Source organism: Streptomyces sp. L7 (assembly GCF_050990935.1).
Lineage (GTDB): Bacteria > Actinomycetota > Actinomycetes > Actinomycetales > Microbacteriaceae > Leifsonia.
In genome coordinates, this window is record NZ_CP194644.1 from 1,064,591 (window position 1) to 1,080,697 (window position 16,107).

The following is a 16,107-nucleotide window of genomic DNA, read 5'->3' on the forward strand; positions in this document are numbered from 1 at the left end:
AGGCTGGATCCCGGGGGTGATCGAGAATGAGGAGTCGGTCGAGGGCGGCGAGGGACGGTGTCGTCGTCGCAGTGCTGGTCGCGGTGTCGGGCGGTCTTGTCGCCGTGGCTCCGTCGGCCGGCGGGATCCCCGGCCCGATGGCGGAGGGCGGCGTCTCGTCCGCTGCGATCTCGTCCGAAGCCCCGCGGGTCGCGCCGCGCTGGTCGTGGCCGCTCGCCCCGCTCCGCGTCGTCCGGGCGTACGAGGCCCCGCCGTCGCCGTACGCCGCCGGGCACCGCGGGATCGACCTAGCGGCGCTGTCCGGCGCGATCGTGGCCGCCCCCTCGGACGCGACGGTCCACTTCGTGGGGGTGGTCGTGGACCGGCCGGTGCTCACCCTGGACCACGGGTCGGGTGTGCTCTCGTCCTACGAGCCCGTCGTGGCGGCTGGTCTGGCTGTCGGCGACCCGGTGACGCGCGGGATGGTGCTCGGCGTCGTCGGCGAGGGCGCGCACTGCTCGGGTGTCTGTCTGCACGTGGGCGTCCGCGTCGACGGCGACTACGTGTCGCCGCTGCTGTTCTTCGAGCGGCCGCCGCGGGCGGTGCTGCTGCCGCTGCGCGGGGATGTGGCCGCCTCAGCGGCACTGCCCGGGCGGCGCATTCGGCGCGGCCGTCTCCTCGGTTGCCGCCGGGGAGCCGTTTCGGGTCCCCTGCGCGGCGTCGGTCAGGCGCGGGGGTGGGCGATGCGGTAGGTCTCCTTGAGTCGCTCGGTGGAGACGTGGGTGTAGATCTGGGTGGTCCCCAGGCTCGCGTGCCCGAGGATCTCCTGGACCGCGCGCAGGTCGGCGCCCCCGTCGAGCAGGTGGGTCGCCGCGGTGTGCCGGAGCGTGTGGGGTCCGGCTGGTCCGCCGCCGGGAAGGTCCGCGAGCAGCGAAGCCACGAGCTGGTAGACCGCGCGCGTGCCGAGGCGGCCGCCCCGGGCGCCGAGCAGCAGCGCGGGCCCCGAGCCCTCTGCGGCGAGCGCGGGCCGAGCCACCTGGAGGTAGCGTCGAACCGCACGCAGCGCCGGTACCCCGAACGGGACCACCCGCTCCTTGTTCCCCTTCCCGACGACTCGCAGCGTCAGCCGCTCGACATCCACGTCGTCGACGTCCAGGCCCGTGAGTTCGCTGACCCGGATCCCGGCCGCGTAGAGAAGCTCGATGACCGCGACATCCCGAATCGCCCCCGGATCGCCGTCTTCCGCTCGTGCCGAGAGCACATCGAGCAACGCGTCCATCTGCGGGCGGCTGATGACCCGCGGTAGATGCTTGTCGGCCTTCGGCGCACGCAGGCGCGCGGCGGGATCGGCGGCGGGCAGCGAAACGGTCGTCACGACCGGCGCGGTCGCCGCGGCCGGCGCCGTCGTCGTAACCGGCGAGGTCGCGTCGAGCCGCCCGCTCCTGGCGGTCCACGCGCTGAATCCGCGCACCGCAGCCGACCGGCGCGCCAGCGTCGACTTCGCGAGGTGTTGTTTCGAACCCTCCCACAGCCAGTCCCGGAACAGGTCGAGCGTGAGCGCATCCGTGCTGGTCGCACCCCGCCCTTCGGCGAATCGTTCGAACTGCGCGAGGTCGGAGCGGTAGGCCCGCACCGTCTGCGCCGAGTACCCGCGCTCCACCGCCAGGTGGCGCAGGTAGCCGTCGACGGCGAGCCGGAGGTTCACTCCCCCAGCATCCGTCATCGCCGCCGTGACAGCGCCGGGGACGCACCGTCTGGGGTCGATTCGAGCGCACTCGCCCCGCGCCGCACCGCTCCCCGCCTGCTCCGTCGCGCGGCCCTCGGTGGCGGTCGTCCGTGCGTCACCCGCTCCTCGCCCGCTTCCTCGCACGGCCTTCGGTGGCGGCCGTCCGCGCGTCATCCGCGGTCACCGGGCACACGCCCCGCTTCGCCGCCGGGCTCCTCACCGTCGAGTCGCGCCCCGAGCGGCTCGGCCAGTTCCGCCATCTCGTCCGGGCTGGTGACGCAGATCGCGCCGTACTCACGGATGAGGCGGTGGCAGCCCGTGGACGCCGGCGAGGTGATCGGGCCGGGCACGGCTCCCAGAGGGCGGCCGAGCTGGGCGGCGTGGCCGGCCGTGTTCAGGGAGCCGGAGCGGGCGCCGGCCTCCACGACGACCGTCGCATCGCTCGCGGCGGCGATCAGGCGGTTGCGCATCAGGAAGCGCCAGCGTGTCGGGGTCGAGCCCGGGGGCAGCTCCGCCAGCAGCAGGCCGGTGCGGGCGATGCGCCGCAGGAGGTCGTCGTTCCCGGCCGGGTACAGGCGGTCCACGCCTCCGGCCAGGAACGCGACAGTGACCTGCCCGCTCGACAGCGCCGCCCGATGGGCGGCGGCGTCGACGCCGTATGCACCTCCCGACACGATCGCGAAGCCGCGGTCGCTGAGCCCGGCCGCGCTCTCCAGCGCGACGTGCTCGCCGTAACCGGTGGCGGCGCGTGCGCCGACCAGCGCGATGGAGCGCGAGAGCCTGGCCAGTCGAGCCGGGTCGCCGCGCACCCAGAGAGTGAGGGGCGCGCCGAGCTCCAGGCTGTCGAGGGCGGCGGGCCAGGTCGGGTGCTCCGGCGTCACTAGCCGGGCGCCGAGGCGGCCGGCGCGCTCCAGCGGGGTGTGGAGCGGCACACGCGGGAGCCGCCCGCGCCAGCGGTCGAGGGCATCCCGGAGCCGGTCGATCGGCAGAAGGGCCGGCGGGCCGGCGTCCCGCAGCGCGGCACTCACGGACTGCGGCGACGTGTCGCCGATCACGGCGCGAAGGGTCGGCAGTGCGCCCAACGCGCCCACCAGCAGCGCGGCGTCGGTGTCGCCCGGCTCGATCGCGGACGACAGGGCCGCCCGCGCCGCCGCCGCGACCATCGACGGCTCGTCCGGATAGTCGATGCCCGGGGCGACCCTGCCGACGACGGAAGCGACCTCCCTGGATGTCAGCCCGGGGAACATGCCGTCGCTCATCGGATGCTCCCGGGGACGCTGGGCGCGGGTGCGGGCGGATCCGGCCGGAATTCCTTCGGAGAGGCCGGTGGCCTCACGCGGTCGTGGTCCTCTCCAGCCCAGCGCGCCGCGACAGCGCCCTGCCCGTCGACAACCCTCTGCCCGTCGACAGCATCCGCCCCGAGCTCTCGTTTCCGTTCCGTCTCGACCGCCCCGGCCGCCAGCCGCCACACCGCGCACCCGCCGCACCGCCGTTCGCGCTCGCGCTCGGGGTGGTCGCGCTCCTCGCGGATGAGATCGACCCAGCTTCTCCTCATGCGAACGCACCCCGTCTCAGATACAGGGCCCGCGCCACGTGCTCGGCGCTCGGGCTCCCGGCGCCGTCGATGTCGGCGAGGGTCCAGGCGAGGCGGAGGGCACGGTCGTAGCCGCGCATCGTGAGGGCGCCGCGTTCCAGGGAGCGGTCGAGGCCGGCGCGGGCCGACGCGCCGATCTGGCGTTCAGGGGCTCTGAGCCAGGTTCCTGCGGCCTGGGAGTTGGTCGTCCAGCCGGTGCCGCGCAGGCGTTCGCGAGCGACGGCGCGGGCGCGTTCGACGGTCCGCCGGAGGTCCCTGCTCGTGCGCGACGGGGCGGTGCCGTCGGACGCGGTTCGCAGCGCACCCAAGCCCAGGCGCCGCACGGTGAGGCGGATGTCGACGCGGTCGAGGAGCGGGCCCGAGAGCCGCGCGAGGTATCGGCGGCGGGCGGCGGGGGTGCACGAGCACTCCTCGTCGGCTGAGCCGTAGCGACCGCACGGGCACGGGTTGGAGGCGAGCACGAGCTGGAAGCGCGCGGGGAACGTCGCGCTTCCGGCCGCCCGGTCGACGGCGATGGAACCGGACTCCAACGGCTGGCGCAGGGCGTCCAGGACGTTCGGCTGGAACTCCCCGCCTCGTCCAGGAACAGCACGCCGTTCGACGCCCGGGCGATCGCTCCCGGGACCAGCCGTCCGCTGCCGCCGCCGACGAGAGCCGCGGACGACGCGGTGTGGTGCGGGGCTTCGAACGGCGGCCGCAGGACCAATCCGCCGCCTACGCCGCGGCCCGACAGGGAGCGGATGGAGGTCGTCTCCAGGGCCTGCTCGGTGGTCAGGTCGGGCAGCAGGGACGGCAAACGCCGCGCCAGCATGGTCTTTCCCGCTCCGGGCGGCCCGATCATCGACACGTTGTGGCCTCCCGCGGCCGCGGCGACGAACGCGTCGACCGCGTCGTCGTTGCCGGCCACGTCCGCCATGTCAGGTTCCTCTTCGACCGGGCCGATGTCGTCGGGCAGCGCGACCGGGGTCTGCTCGATCGGGTCCAGTTCGGCGCCGTGAACGATCGCGGCGGCGCGCAGGCCGACCACCGGAACCACCTCGACGCCGTCGACCAGGGAGGCCTCCTCGGCGTTCGCGGTCGGGACCAGGACGCGCGCGAAACCGGCGTTCCGGGCGGCCAGCACGACCGGCAGCACGCCGGGGACCGGACGCAGCCGGCCGTCGAGGCCGAGCTCGCCGACGTGGACGGCCCGGGCGGCCGACTCGGCGGGGACCTCGCCGGAGGCCGCCAGCGCGGCCACCGCGATAGCGAGGTCGAAGCCGGAGCCCTGCTTCCGCAGGGAGGCCGGCGACAGATTCACGGTCAGCTTGCGCTGCGTGAGTGCGCATCCGGCGTTGGCCGCCGCCGCGGAGACCCGCTTGCGGGACTCGCCGAGCGCCGCGTCGGGCAACCCGATGAGCACGAAGGCGGGCAGTCCGGCCGAGATGTCGGCCTCCACCTCCACGATGTCGCCGCGCATCCCGGTCAGCGCGACGGCGAACGTACGTGCGAGCGCCATCACGCCACCCCCGCCCGGTGCTCCACCGACGGGGTCGCGCTCCACGCGTCCAGCACCGCGATCGCATCGATCCGCGTCTCGCCCCGGACCGGCCCGTTCGCGCGGCACCACTCCGCCGCCAGGCGGCGCAGACGCGCGGCCTTCTCGGGCGTGATCGCCTCGAAGGGGTGCCCGAACGCGACCGAGCTGCGCGTCTTGACCTCGACGAATGCGATCACCCGCCCGAGGCGTGCGATCAGATCGAGCTCCCCGCTCGCGCAGCGCCAGTTGCGGCCCACGATCGCGTAGCCCTGCGCCTCCAGCCAGTCCGCCGCCACGGCCTCGCCGCGGCGACCCAAACGGTCTTTCTCTGCCATGTGTCCTCCCACGACCAGCGTGGTCGGAGGGGGCCGGGCAGAACCGGGTGGGGCGAAATCTGTGGAGAAGTCGTCAGCTCACTGCGTTGTGCAGGAGGAACCGGACGATCTCACTCGTCGAGCGCCAGCTCCTTCGGGAGCTCGAACTCCTTGCTCGAGAGCTCTTCGATGTTCACATCCTTGAACGTCAGCACGCGCACGGACTTCACGAACCGGTCGGCGCGGTAGACATCCCACACCCAGACGTCGTTCATCGTCAGCTCGAAATAGAAGTCGTGCTCCGTGTCACGGCGCACGAACTCCACCTCGTTCGCGAGGTAAAAGCGGCGCTCGGTCTCGATCACGTACTTGAACTGCGAGACGACGTCCCGGTATTCGCGATACAAAGCCAGCTCGACCTCGCGGTCGTAGTCGTCGAACTCGTCCTCATCCATCGTTCGACAAGTCTAGCCGTGCCGCCTCAGCTCGGCATGTCGAGCGTCGCGAGGTCCTTCAGCCAGGTCAGCCGGTGCAGGGCGCTCGGTCCGAGTTCGGCGATCGCCGCGAAGTGCTCCGGGGTCGAGTAGCCCTTGTTGCTCACCCAGCCGTAGCCGGGGTAGTCCACATCGTGGCCGATCATCAGCCGGTCGCGGTGCACCTTCGCGATGACGGAGGCCGCGGCCACCGACGCGCAGTCGCGATCGGCCTTGATCCGCGTCACGACGCGCGCCGGGCGCATCAGCGCGGGACTGAGGTAGTCGTAGTTGCCGTCCAGGATCATCGTGCTGTCCCGCACCTGCGCGCCCTGGTCCTCCAGCATCGCGAGGGCACGGGCGCCGGCGAGACCCAGGCAGCGCATGATGCCGAGCGAGTCGACCTCCTCGGCGGAGGCCATCCCCACGGCGTGGAACAGCGACCAGCGCCGGCAGGCGGGCTCGAGCGCTTCGCGCACGGGCTCGGGCAGCAGCTTGGAGTCGCGAAGTCCCGGCGGGATGCGCCTGACCGCGGTGTCGATGACCACCATGCCGACCGCCACCGGGCCGGCAAGGGCGCCTCGGCCGACCTCGTCGACGGCCACGATCGAGGTGACGCCGTCGCGGTAGAGCGCCTTCTCGAAGCGCAGCGAGGGCGAGACCGGGGTCATCATTCCTTCTTCTCCTCCACGCCTCGGAAGACTTCAGGATAGTCCGTCAGCCACGTCCATCTGCTGACCGGCCAGCTGATCACGGAGGCCCGCCCGACGACGTGGTCGAGCGGCACGAAGCCGTGGCCGGGGAGCGCCTGGTTGCGGGAGGAGTCCTGCGAGTCGTAGCGGTTGTCGCCCATCACCCAGATGCGGCCCTTCGGGACCGTCACGTCGAAGGCGAGTGTCGCCGCGTTCTTCTGGCCGGCGGGGATCACGATGTACGGCTCGTTGATCGTGACTCCGTCGACGGTGATCCTGCCCGCCGCGTCGCAGCACACCACGTGATCGCCCGGGAGTCCGATGAGCCTCTTCACGAGGTGGTCGTCGCTGTCGGAGGCGGACAGCCCGACGAACGTCAGCGCGGTGTCCGCCGCTTGGGCCACTGGGTTGCGGGCGACCGGCGGCGTCTTCGGGAGCCAGCCGCCCGGGTCCCGGAACACCACGACATCGCCTCGGCTCAGCGGGAACAGCGACGGCTGCAGCTCGTTGACCAGGATCTTGTCGTTGATCTGGAGGGTGTTCTCCATCGACCCCGACGGGATGTAGAACGAGCGCACCACGAACGTCTTCACCAGGAAGGCCACGAGCAGCGCGATCACCACGACGACGGCCACGTCCCGCAGGAACCGCAGGCCGCTGCGCCTGCCGCTCTCTCCCCGCGCCACGCGTTCGGGCCGCGTGGGCAGTGTCTCGTCCGTCATCCACCCTGCCTGGCTCGTTAACCGCCTGAGCTCCCGGTCCAGTGTAGGACCGGGAGCTCAGGAAGAGTCGCGCGCGAAACGCTCAGTTCTCGCGCTTCTCCTTGATCTTCGCCTTCTTGCCGCGCAGCTCGCGGAGGTAGTACAGCTTGGCGCGTCGGACGTCACCGCGGGTGACGACCTCGATGTGGTCGATGACCGGCGAGTGCACCGGGAAGGTGCGCTCGACGCCGACCTGGAAGCTGACCTTGCGGACCGTGAAGGTCTCGCGGACGCCTTCGCCCGAGCGGCCGATCACGACGCCCTGGAAGACCTGGATACGAGAGCGGGTGCCCTCGATGATGTTGACGTGCACCTTGACGGTGTCGCCGGCACGGAACGAGGGGATGTCCGACTTGAGGGACGCGGCGTCCACCTGATCGAGGATGTGCATTGCTGTTCGCTCTCTGTACCCGCCGGCAGGTCGGGGACGGATTCGGGGCCGCTGCCGGATGCACTCAGCACACGGGCGAACGGCCGGGATTCGATTGGGGTGTGCACGCGTGAATTGCTGGCTCCCCTGCGGCAGAGCCGGGCGGCGGCACGAACAACCATTCTGCCACGCGCGGGGCCCTATTGCCAAAGCGCGGCGCGGTCCCGGTGCGCAGGCTCAGTCCTCGCGATGCTCCTCGATGATGATGACGTCCGCGTCGTCCACCACCGGGCTGGACGGCCCCGGGACCTGCTGCGGCTGGGCGGCGCGCTGGTACGCGGCGAAAGTGACGGCGACCCGCTCGCGCGTCTCGGTCACCAGCTCCCACAGTCCGACCCAGAACAGTGCCAGGAAGAACAGCACGCCGAGCACAGCTAGCCACCCCGTGGCCCCGGGCGGGAAGAACCCGAAGGCGATGATGGAGGCGCTCCAGCCGGCGAGCAGACCGGTGTCGTACCAGGAGACCGCGCGGGTCTCCCTGACACTCTTGCGGGCCATCACGACGCCGCCGATCGCGAGCAGCGCGACGAAGAGGATCGGGCACAGCACGAGCAGCCCGAGGAACGTCCAGCCGCTGCCCTGGTGGAAAGCGGCCCAGCCGATCAGCAGCCAGACGGGCAGCACCACGGCGGACGGGAAGAGCCACCAGTAGAAGGCCTTGCGGATGAACACGCGACCAGCGTAACCTCGCGCGGCTGTGCGGTGGCTAGGGGTTCGCCCACGGCGGACTGAACGGCACGCCGCATGGAAGACTGGACGCACCCCCGCCAGAGATGAGGACACCCCGTGATCGAGTTGAGGACACCTGCCGAGATCGAGCAGATGCGGCCGGCCGGCCGGTTCGTCGCCGAGGTCCTCGCCGAGACCGCTGCGGCCGCGGATGTCGGCGTCAACCTCCTGGAGCTCGACCGGATCGCTCACGAGCTGATCCGCCGCCGCGGCGCGGAGTCGTGCTACATCGACTACCACCCGTCGTTCGGCGCGAGCCCATTCGGCAAGGTCATCTGCACCTCGGTCAACGACGCCGTCCTGCACGGTCTCCCCCACGACTACCGGCTCCGCGACGGCGACCTGCTCAGTCTGGACTTCGCCGCCAGCGTCGACGGCTGGGTGGCCGACTCGGCGGTCAGCCTCGTGGTCGGCTCGGCGCGGGACGAGGACCTCCGGCTCATCGATACGACACGCCGGGCGCTCGCAGCAGGGATCGCGGCGGCTCAGCCCGGCGGGCGCGTGGGCGACATCTCGGCGGCGATCGCGGCCGTAGCGCACGGCGAGGGCTACTCGGTGAACACGCAGTTCGGCGGCCACGGCGTCGGCCGGACGATGCACGGCGACCCGCACATCCCGAACGACGGCCGCGCCGGCCGCGGCTTCCCGCTGCGTCCGGGGCTCGTGATCGCGATCGAGCCGTGGTTCCTGGAGTCCACCGACAAGATCTTCACCGACCCCGACGGTTGGACGCTCCGCTCCGCCGACGGCTCGCGCGGCGCCCACTCCGAGCACACCGTCGCCATCACCGACTCCGGCCCCGTCGTCCTCAGCGCGCCGTAGCAACCGCCGAGTACGCCCGAAATCAGGCGAAGACGCTCGAGTACGCACACGATTCGCGTACTCCGCGGACAGCTACGGGAGGAGGTCGGGGCGGACGCGGGCGGTGCGCGCGAGCGACTGCTCGCGGCGCCAGGTCTCGATCGCGCCGTGGTTGCCGGAGAGCAGGATCGGCGGGACTTCGTGGCCGCGCCACTCGGCGGGCTTCGTGTACGACGGGTACTCGAGGAGGCCGTCCTCGTGCGACTCCTGCACGAGGCTCTCGGGGTTGCCGACGACGCCGGGGATGAGCCGGCCGACCGCCTCGATCATCGCCATCGTGGCGACCTCGCCGCCGTTGAGCACGTAGTCGCCGATGCTCACCAGGCGCACCCGTGCCCGGGAGGCGTACTCGTCGAAGACCCGCTGGTCGATGCCCTCGTAACGGCCGCAGCCGAAGACCAGGTGCGACTCGGTGGCGAGCTCGCGGGCCATCGCCTGGGTGAACACCTCGCCGGCCGGCGACGGGAACAGCAGCATGGGATCGTCGGAGCCCTCCAGCACGGCGTCCAGCGCCTCCCCCACGGCTCCGGCTTCATCACCATTCCCGCGCCGCCGCCGTACGGCGTGTCGTCGACGGTGCGGTGCCGGTCGTGGGTGTGGTCGCGCAGGTCGTGGACGCCGAGCGCGATGATGCCGGACTGCCGCGCCTTGCCGAGCAGGGAGATGTCGAGCACATCGAAGAAGGTCGGGAAGATCGTGACGATGTCGATGCGCATGGGGGAATTCTATTCGGGGACGACGGCGAGCTCCCGGTCGCGCGGCACCAGCGGAGTCGCCACGGCCGGGCAGACTGCGACCGCGGCGAACGCCAGCGGGAAGCCGACCCAGCCGATCAGCGCGCCCACGGCGGGGCCGACGACCGAAGCCGCCAGGAACTGGCCGGTGTTCTGCGCGCCGAGCGCCCGGCCCGACCAGAACGGTCCCGCTATCTCGGCGACCGACGTGTAGGCGAGGCCGTTGTCGGCGACGGTCACGATGGCCGCGACGATCAGGATCACCGCCGCGGCCGCCGAGCCGAGCGCGGACGCCGCGCCCATCAGCAGCATGACCGCGACTGCGGCGGCGGAGACCCAGCGCAGCGGGACCAGGTGGCTGCCGACGCGGTCGCTCACGACTCCGATGCCGATCCGGCCGAGCGCGCCCGCGAATTGGCTCACGGCGATGACGACACCCGCGGCGAGCGAGGTGAAGTGAAGCTCGGTTACCAGCCAGACCAGGCCGAACGTGGAGACGGTGAACTGCGGCACGACCAGCAGCATCGACACCATGTGGATGCGCCAGAGCAGTGAGGTCTCCCGGTACGGCCGCCAGGCGGCCTGCGGGTGGGTGTCCTCCCCTCGCCGGCGCCACGGGGAGGGCGGGGCGGGTCGACGATCCCGACGGCGCACAGCACGGCGGAGACGCCGCACAGCACGGCGGGCACGGTCAGAGCTGCGGCGATGCCCCCGGAGGCCGCCAGCAGGGGGACGCTGATCGCGGCGATCGCGACACCGAGCGGCTGGCACATCTGCCGGATGCCCATCGCGAGGCCGCGGCGCTCCTTGGCGAACCAGCCGATGACCACGCGGCCGCTCGCTGCGTTCGGGCTCGCGGCGGCCATCCCGCCGACCAGGAACAGTGCGCCGAGTGCGATGTATGAGGAGACGAACATGGCGGCGACCGCCGCCGCAGCGGTGAGGGCCAGGCCGGACGCGATGACCCAGCGCTCTCCGATCCGGTCGCTCAGCGCGCCCCAGGGGATCAGGGCGAGCACGAGCCCGAGGGTGGGAGCGGAGGCGAGCAGCCCGGCCTGCGCGAGGCTCAGCCCGCGCTCGGTGTGCAGCAGCGGGATCAGGAAGGCCGGGGTCGAGACGAACACCGTCGAGCTGGCCTGGCCGACGACGCCGAGGGCGAGCATGAGCCACGGTCGAGGGGTTCTGGTCGCCTGCCCGGTCTCTTCTCGTGTTTCTCGGCTCATGCGGTATACCCTAACGGTATACCGGCTTGGTATACCAACGAAGGAGCCCGATGCCCGAGCAGCCGCACGTGTACGATCGCCTGCGCTCCGCGATCCTCGATCTGGACCGGGTGCCGGGCTCCCGCATCACCGAGCGCGGGCTCGAAGCCGAGCTCGGGGCCTCGCGGACCCCGCTCCGTGCGGCCCTGATGCGTCTGGAGGCGGAGGGGCTCGTTCGGCGCGACGGCCGCGGGTGGGAGGTCTCCCCATCGACCTCGGCGAGATCGCCAGGCTCAGCGAGCTGCGCGACGCCCTGGAGAGCGCCGCCGTACGGCTGAGCGCGGTGCGCGCCACGGACGACGATCTGCGGGAACTGCGCGACGACCTCGGCGCATACGACGCCGATCGCAGCGACGAGGACGCGGTCGGCGCCGGCGCGGGCTTTCATGTGCGGCTCGCCGCCCTCAGCGGCAACCACTTCTTCGCCGACTCCGTCTCCTCCGCGATGACCCGGCTGGCCCGCACCCGCTGGCTGGAGGTGCGCACCGCCGACGCGCGGAGGACGGCGTGGGAGGAGCACCGCACGATCGTCGACCAGCTCGCGGCGCGGGACGCCGACGCGGCGGCGGACAGCATCCACCGGCACATCGTGGGCACGCACGAGCGCCTGCTCGCAGCGCTGGACGCGGACGCACGGCTGCTCCGGGCTCGCGGGCTCGCGATCGTGGGACCGCGGGCGTCGTAGGTCCCGGTCGACGGTCCGCCGGTCGCCGGGACGTAACCGGCCTCCGCCAACTCGATGGCGGCGGAGGCGTCGATCACGTAGCGCGCCGCGGTCAGTCCTCGGGCTTCTCCAGCTCGGAGGCGGATCCGGCAGCGTCGGGTTCAGCAGCCTCAGGCTCAGCGGCCTCGGAGTCGTCGTCGTCCGGCAGCTCCTCGAACAGCCCGGCCGGCGGCGTCAGCGTCACGGTGCCGGCGGCGATGTCGACCTCGGGCACGATCGCCTTCACGAACGGCACCAGGACCTCGCCGTCGGCCGTGCGGACGACCAGCAGGTCCTGTGCGGGGAAGTGGTCGACACGCGCGACGGTGCCGACCTCCACGCCGTCGCGGCGCGCGCTCAGCCCGACGAGCTGGTGGTCGTACCAGGCGTCGTCCTCCTCCGGGAGCTGCTTGGCGTCCTGGCTCACCCAGAGGATGGCCTTCACCAGCGTCTCCGCCTCGGTGCGGTCGTCCACTCCGGCGAAGAAGCCGACCGGGTGACCGTTGTACCAGCGCAGCTCGATGAGCTCGATGGTCTTGCCGTGCCACTTGGAGGTCGTGGGCACCTGGAGCGTGAAGACAGCGCCCGGCACGAAGCGGCGCTCCGGCTCGTCCGTGAACAGCTCGAGCTTCAGAGCGCCCTTCAGACCGTGCGCCTTGGTCAGCCGGCCGACGCGCAGCTCGGTCTGACCCGGCCGCGGTGCGACCTCCTTGCGGGGCAGCTTGTGGTCCGCCACCTCAGTCGTCGACGACGTCGACGCGGACGCGGCGGCCGTCGGCCAGTGCGCCCACGACCGTGCGGAGGGCCTTGGCGGTCCGGCCGGAACGGCCGATGACCCGCCCGAGGTCCTCGGGGTTCACTCGAACCTCGAGGACCTCGCCACGCGGCGAACCTTTGGCCACGACGTGCACGTCGTCCGGGTGGTCGACGATGCCCTTGACCAGGTGCGTGAGAGCGGGAGCGAGCAAGGCGTTACGCCTTCTCGCCGTCGGCCTCGGAGGCCTCTTCGGTGATCTCTTCGGCCTCGGCGACGACCTCGGCCTCAGCGGCCTCCTCGGCCTCGACCTCGGCCTCGACGACGGCCTCCGCCTTCGCGGCGGTCTCGTCCTTCTTCGGCTTGAGGACCGGCTTCTTCTTCTCGTCGGCGACGAACGCTTCCTTGCCCTCGGCCGTCTTCACGGTCGAGACGGCGTTCTTGTCGCCCTTGAACTTGCCCCAGTCGCCGGTGAGCTTCAGGAGCACGAGCACCTGCTCGGACGGCTGAGCGCCGACCCCGAGCCAGTACTGCGCACGCTCCGAGTCGACCTCGATGCGCGAGGGCTCCTCGGTCGGGTGGTACAGACCGATCTCCTCGATGACGCGGCCGTCGCGCTTGGTGCGCGAGTCGGCCACGACGATGCGGTAGTACGGAGCGCGGATCTTGCCCAGGCGCTTCAGACGGATTTTGACAGCCACAATTCTCCTGTGTTGACGTCCGGAACCCGCAGGTTCCGGTGGATTCGTTGTCGAACTGACTGCCGTGGGCGTGGGGGCACACGCGGCAGGAGGTCTATTGTTCGTCCGATGTGCCGGATAGAGGGTCGGGCACAGCGAACTCAACTAGATATTCTGTCAGAAAAGCGCTCGCAATGAACAATCGGACGGACGGGGTCCCCAGGATGCAGATCCAATTCGCAGAGTCCGAGCGCTCGACGGTCGGGATCGAGTGGGAGCTGGCGCTGGTCGACGGCGCGACAGGCGACCTGGTCCAGATCGCCGACGAGGTGTTGCACGAGCTCGGCACGGCCGACGGCCGGGAGCACCCGCAGATCACGCACGAACTCCTGCTCAACACGATCGAGCTGGTCAGCCGGGTGCACCGCACCGTCCCGGCGGCCATCGCCGACCTCCAGGAGCTGATCGCGCTCACCCGGGAGGTCACCGACCCGCTCGGCGTGGAGCTGATGTGCGCGGGCACGCACCCGTTCGCCCAGTGGTACGACCAGAAGATCACGCCGAACGAGCGCTACGACCGGCTGCTCGACCGCACGCAGTGGTGGGGCAGGCAGATGATGATCTGGGGCATCCACGTGCACGTCGGCATCGATGACCGCGACAAGGCGCTGCCGATCGTCAACGGCTTGCTCACCTATTACCCGCACCTCCAGGCGCTGAGCGCGTCGAGCCCGTTCTGGGCCGGAGCCCGCACCGGGTACGCCTCCAACCGCGCGCTGATGTTCCAGCAGCTCCCGACCGCGGGGCTGCCGTGGCAGTTCGGCACCTGGGCGAACTACGAGGAGTACGTGCAGGACCTCGTGACCACCGGGGTCGTGGAGGACCACAGCGAGGTGCGTTGGGACATCCGGCCCTCGCCGCGCTGGGGCACAGTGGAGATGCGCGCGTGCGACGGCCTCTCGACCGCGGACGAGGTCGGCGCGGTCGGCGCGCTCATCCACTGCCTGACCGACCGGATGTCCGGCGACCTCGACGAGGGCGTCGTGCCGGTCACCCTCCAGCCGTGGTTCGTGCGCGAGAACAAGTGGCGGGCGGCACGCTACGGGCTGGACGCCGAGATCATCGTCGCGCCGGACGGAACGGAGCGCCAGGTGCGCGAGCAACTCCTCCAGCTCGTGGACGAGCTCGGCGAGACGGCGGAGCGGCTGGGCTGCTCCGCCGAACTGGCGACGGTCGCCGACGTTCTCGCCACGGGCGCGAGCTACCAGCGCCAGCTCGCCGTCGCGGAGGCCAACGGCGGCAGTCTGCAGGCCGTGGTCAGCTCACTCACGCACGAACTCCGCAGCGGGCTCGACCGGACGCCGCGGGAGACGCCCCGGCCCGGCACAGGCGGCTCATAATCATGCCTAGGGCATCCATAGGCTCCTCCTCTAGGCTCGGAGACATGTTCCACCACCGGCCCCTCGCCACCGTCGCCACGGCGCTCGCCGCGCTGCTGCTCGGGACGGTCGCCCTCAGCGGATGCACGTCCTCTTCCTCCCCGCTCGCCGTCGGCGCCACCGTGCCGGCCGGCAAGCACCCGGTGGTCGCGATCGTCGGCGACTCGATCGAGTCGGGCATGGGACTGGAGCCGTTCGAGGCGTGGCCCGCGCTCGTCGCCGTCGACCGGCGCTGGGGCCTGCAGAACTTCAGCGAGCCGGGGGCCGGATTCGTCGCCGTCGGCGCGACCAACGCCGACTTCAACGGCCAGATCGACCAGGCCATTGCCGCGAAGGCGAACGTGGTGCTGATCGGCGCCTCCGACAATGACCTCGGCCAGGACAACGCGGCCGTGGCCAAGGCTATGGCCGCCGCGGTCGAGCGCCTGAGCGACGCTCTTCCGAAAGCCCACCTGATCGGCTATAACGCTCTCACCGGGGAGGCCAGCGACAACGATCTCGCTCCCCTGAACGACGCCCTGAAGCAGGCGGTGACCGCGGCGGGCGGCAAGTGGATCGACCTCGGCCAGCCCTACCGCGGCCAGCTCGGGATGGTGCAGGACGACGGCGAGCATCCGACGCTCGAAGGACAACAGGCGATCGCTTCCGTCTTCCTGTCGCGCATCGATGGCATCGCCTGACGGTCCGGCGCGCCGACACGCCCGGCTAGGACGCACAGCGATCTGTCAGTCTCTGCGGTCTACCCTCACTCCGTGTCCACCCGTTCCCGCCTGATCGTCTTGGCCGCGCTCGCCCTCGCCGCGGCCGCGCTCGCCGGCTGCTCCTCCGCCGTCACCGCGCGACCGGTCGCCGCGGACGACACCGCTGTCGCCGCCCCCGCGGAGCACGCCAAGCCCCAGGTCGTCGCCATCGGAGACTCCATCGCCTTCGGCAAGGGCGTGCGCCCGGATCAGGCGTGGCCCGCGCTTATCGCGGCACAGCACGCCTGGACGCTGACCGACCTCGCGGTCTCGGGCTCCGGGTTCGTCAAGCCGGGCTGGAACGGCGACACCTACCGCGAACAGGTCGCCACTGCGCTGGGGCTGCACCCCGACTACATCCTGATCGCGGCCACCCGCAACGACCGCATGGAAGACCCGGCACTCGTGGCCTCCTCGGCGGATGAACTGCTGGGCGAGCTGCGCGACACCTTCCCGCGGGCTCGTATCATCGGCATCACCACCGTCTGGGGCGCGGACACGCCGCCGCCGACCGTCGCCACCGTCGACGGGATCGTCCGGAAGGCCGTGACCGGCGTCGGTGGGACGTTCCTCGACATCGGCTACCCGCTGGCCGGGCACCCGGAGCTGGTCCAGGCCGACGGCATCCACCCGAACGCGGCCGGCGAGCGCGCCGTCGCGAAGGTCATCGAGGACCGGCTGGCGCCGCTCGGGGTGACGTCCTAGCGGACGCGGCCG

At 71.6% G+C, this 16,107-nt stretch carries 18 protein-coding genes and 3 pseudogenes; 7 read left to right on the forward strand and 14 right to left on the reverse strand.

The genetic code is table 11. The features are described from left to right. Positions 1–26: 26 nt before the first annotated feature. Complete coding sequence (locus ACR5MH_RS05330; RefSeq protein ID WP_431346290.1) at positions 27–731, forward strand: M23 family metallopeptidase; 705 nt, start codon at positions 27–29, stop codon at positions 729–731. Here the strand turns inward: ACR5MH_RS05330 and ACR5MH_RS05335 are convergent. The 9 genes and pseudogenes from ACR5MH_RS05335 to ACR5MH_RS05375 all read right to left on the reverse strand — a co-directional run bounded on the left by ACR5MH_RS05335 (position 704) and on the right by ACR5MH_RS05375 (position 8,160). After that, positions 704–1,684, reverse strand: a complete 981-nt coding sequence (locus ACR5MH_RS05335) for a tyrosine recombinase XerC (protein WP_431346289.1) — start codon at positions 1,682–1,684, stop codon at positions 704–706. The two genes, ACR5MH_RS05330 and ACR5MH_RS05335, sit on opposite strands and share 28 nt — an antisense overlap. 191 nt (positions 1,685–1,875) lie before the next feature. After that, positions 1,876–2,964: a DNA-processing protein DprA gene (gene dprA / locus ACR5MH_RS05340; protein ID WP_433862376.1), complete on the reverse strand. Its 1,089-nt coding sequence runs from the start codon at positions 2,962–2,964 to the stop codon at positions 1,876–1,878. Positions 2,965–3,256: 292 nt separating this feature from the next. Further along, positions 3,257–4,797, reverse strand: a pseudogene (locus ACR5MH_RS05345) (YifB family Mg chelatase-like AAA ATPase). Beyond that, positions 4,797–5,153 carry a YraN family protein gene (locus ACR5MH_RS05350; RefSeq protein WP_431346286.1) on the reverse strand — a complete coding sequence of 119 codons (357 nt, stop codon included), beginning with the start codon at positions 5,151–5,153 and terminating at the stop codon, positions 4,797–4,799. Before ACR5MH_RS05350 ends, ACR5MH_RS05345 begins: the two are co-directional and overlap by 1 nt. 110 nt (positions 5,154–5,263) lie before the next feature. Next, positions 5,264–5,587, reverse strand: coding sequence for a DUF2469 family protein (locus ACR5MH_RS05355; RefSeq protein WP_018190696.1), 324 nt, complete (start codon positions 5,585–5,587; stop codon positions 5,264–5,266). 26 nt (positions 5,588–5,613) lie between these two features. After that, entirely contained in the window at positions 5,614–6,279 is a 666-nt protein-coding gene (locus ACR5MH_RS05360; protein WP_433862377.1) for a ribonuclease HII, read from the reverse strand. Next, positions 6,276–7,019 carry a signal peptidase I gene (lepB, locus tag ACR5MH_RS05365; RefSeq protein WP_431346285.1) on the reverse strand — a complete coding sequence of 248 codons (744 nt, stop codon included), beginning with the start codon at positions 7,017–7,019 and terminating at the stop codon, positions 6,276–6,278. The genes ACR5MH_RS05360 and lepB overlap by 4 nt, the downstream gene beginning before the upstream one ends. An 82-nt stretch (positions 7,020–7,101) precedes the next feature. Further along, positions 7,102–7,449, reverse strand: a complete 348-nt coding sequence (gene rplS, locus ACR5MH_RS05370) for a 50S ribosomal protein L19 (RefSeq protein ID WP_431346284.1) — start codon at positions 7,447–7,449, stop codon at positions 7,102–7,104. Between the two features lie 216 nt (positions 7,450–7,665). Beyond that, positions 7,666–8,160, reverse strand: a complete 495-nt coding sequence (locus ACR5MH_RS05375; protein WP_431346283.1) for a hypothetical protein — start codon at positions 8,158–8,160, stop codon at positions 7,666–7,668. 114 nt (positions 8,161–8,274) lie between these two features. Between ACR5MH_RS05375 and map the strand changes: the two genes are divergently transcribed. Further along, positions 8,275–9,039: a type I methionyl aminopeptidase gene (gene map / locus ACR5MH_RS05380; protein ID WP_431346282.1), complete on the forward strand. Its 765-nt coding sequence runs from the start codon at positions 8,275–8,277 to the stop codon at positions 9,037–9,039. A gap of 78 nt (positions 9,040–9,117) precedes the next feature. On the opposite strand, the pseudogene trmD reads toward map, so the two are convergent. Both trmD and ACR5MH_RS05390 read right to left on the reverse strand, forming a co-directional pair. Further along, positions 9,118–9,794: pseudogene (gene trmD / locus ACR5MH_RS05385) on the reverse strand (tRNA (guanosine(37)-N1)-methyltransferase TrmD); the annotation flags it as partial. A 9-nt stretch (positions 9,795–9,803) separates the two neighbouring features. Beyond that, positions 9,804–11,035 (reverse strand): annotated as a pseudogene (locus tag ACR5MH_RS05390) (MFS transporter). A gap of 50 nt (positions 11,036–11,085) precedes the next feature. On the opposite strand from ACR5MH_RS05390, the gene ACR5MH_RS05395 reads away from it, so the two are divergent. Continuing rightward, positions 11,086–11,352: a GntR family transcriptional regulator gene (locus tag ACR5MH_RS05395; RefSeq protein WP_433862378.1), complete on the forward strand. Its 267-nt coding sequence runs from the start codon at positions 11,086–11,088 to the stop codon at positions 11,350–11,352. Further along, a complete protein-coding gene (locus ACR5MH_RS05400; RefSeq protein ID WP_433862379.1) occupies positions 11,268–11,759 on the forward strand; it encodes an FCD domain-containing protein in 492 nt (163 codons plus the stop codon). The genes ACR5MH_RS05395 and ACR5MH_RS05400 overlap by 85 nt, the downstream gene beginning before the upstream one ends. Positions 11,760–11,850: 91 nt before the next feature. Here ACR5MH_RS05400 and rimM read toward each other — a convergent pair whose 3' ends face one another. Genes rimM through rpsP form a run of 3 tightly spaced genes read right to left on the reverse strand, consistent with a single transcriptional unit; the run spans position 11,851 to position 13,232 of the window. Continuing rightward, positions 11,851–12,513, reverse strand: coding sequence for a ribosome maturation factor RimM (gene rimM / locus ACR5MH_RS05405; protein WP_433862380.1), 663 nt, complete (start codon positions 12,511–12,513; stop codon positions 11,851–11,853). 1 nt (position 12,514) lies between these two features. After that, the gene (locus tag ACR5MH_RS05410) at positions 12,515–12,745 is read right to left on the reverse strand and encodes an RNA-binding protein (protein WP_431346278.1); all 231 of its coding nucleotides are present in this window, start codon (positions 12,743–12,745) and stop codon (positions 12,515–12,517) included. A 4-nt stretch (positions 12,746–12,749) separates the two neighbouring features. Beyond that, a complete protein-coding gene (gene rpsP, locus ACR5MH_RS05415; RefSeq protein WP_431346277.1) occupies positions 12,750–13,232 on the reverse strand; it encodes a 30S ribosomal protein S16 in 483 nt (160 codons plus the stop codon). Positions 13,233–13,435: 203 nt separating this feature from the next. On the opposite strand from rpsP, the gene ACR5MH_RS05420 reads away from it, so the two are divergent. From ACR5MH_RS05420 to ACR5MH_RS05430, 3 genes are all read left to right on the forward strand, one after another. Beyond that, entirely contained in the window at positions 13,436–14,611 is a 1,176-nt protein-coding gene (locus ACR5MH_RS05420) for a glutamate--cysteine ligase (protein WP_431346276.1), read from the forward strand. 44 nt (positions 14,612–14,655) lie between these two features. Then, positions 14,656–15,330, forward strand: coding sequence for an SGNH/GDSL hydrolase family protein (locus tag ACR5MH_RS05425; protein WP_431346275.1), 675 nt, complete (start codon positions 14,656–14,658; stop codon positions 15,328–15,330). A gap of 72 nt (positions 15,331–15,402) precedes the next feature. Then, positions 15,403–16,095: an SGNH/GDSL hydrolase family protein gene (locus ACR5MH_RS05430; protein ID WP_431346274.1), complete on the forward strand. Its 693-nt coding sequence runs from the start codon at positions 15,403–15,405 to the stop codon at positions 16,093–16,095. Positions 16,096–16,107 lie beyond the last annotated feature (12 nt).

Excerpts from the sequence above, each read along its gene's own strand:
- ACR5MH_RS05330 (WP_431346290.1), top strand. The coding sequence starts at position 27 with ATGAGGAGTCGGTCGAGGGCGGCGAGGGACGGTGTCGTCGTCGCAGTG.
- dprA (WP_433862376.1), bottom strand. The coding sequence starts at position 2,964 with ATGAGCGACGGCATGTTCCCCGGGCTGACATCCAGGGAGGTCGCTTCC.
- ACR5MH_RS05350 (WP_431346286.1), bottom strand. The coding sequence starts at position 5,153 with ATGGCAGAGAAAGACCGTTTGGGTCGCCGCGGCGAGGCCGTGGCGGCG.
- ACR5MH_RS05355 (WP_018190696.1), bottom strand. The coding sequence starts at position 5,587 with ATGGATGAGGACGAGTTCGACGACTACGACCGCGAGGTCGAGCTGGCT.
- ACR5MH_RS05360 (WP_433862377.1), bottom strand. The coding sequence starts at position 6,279 with ATGATGACCCCGGTCTCGCCCTCGCTGCGCTTCGAGAAGGCGCTCTAC.
- lepB (WP_431346285.1), bottom strand. The coding sequence starts at position 7,019 with ATGACGGACGAGACACTGCCCACGCGGCCCGAACGCGTGGCGCGGGGA.
- rplS (WP_431346284.1), bottom strand. The coding sequence starts at position 7,449 with ATGCACATCCTCGATCAGGTGGACGCCGCGTCCCTCAAGTCGGACATC.
- ACR5MH_RS05395 (WP_433862378.1), top strand. The coding sequence starts at position 11,086 with ATGCCCGAGCAGCCGCACGTGTACGATCGCCTGCGCTCCGCGATCCTC.
- ACR5MH_RS05420 (WP_431346276.1), top strand. The coding sequence starts at position 13,436 with ATGCAGATCCAATTCGCAGAGTCCGAGCGCTCGACGGTCGGGATCGAG.
- ACR5MH_RS05425 (WP_431346275.1), top strand. The coding sequence starts at position 14,656 with ATGTTCCACCACCGGCCCCTCGCCACCGTCGCCACGGCGCTCGCCGCG.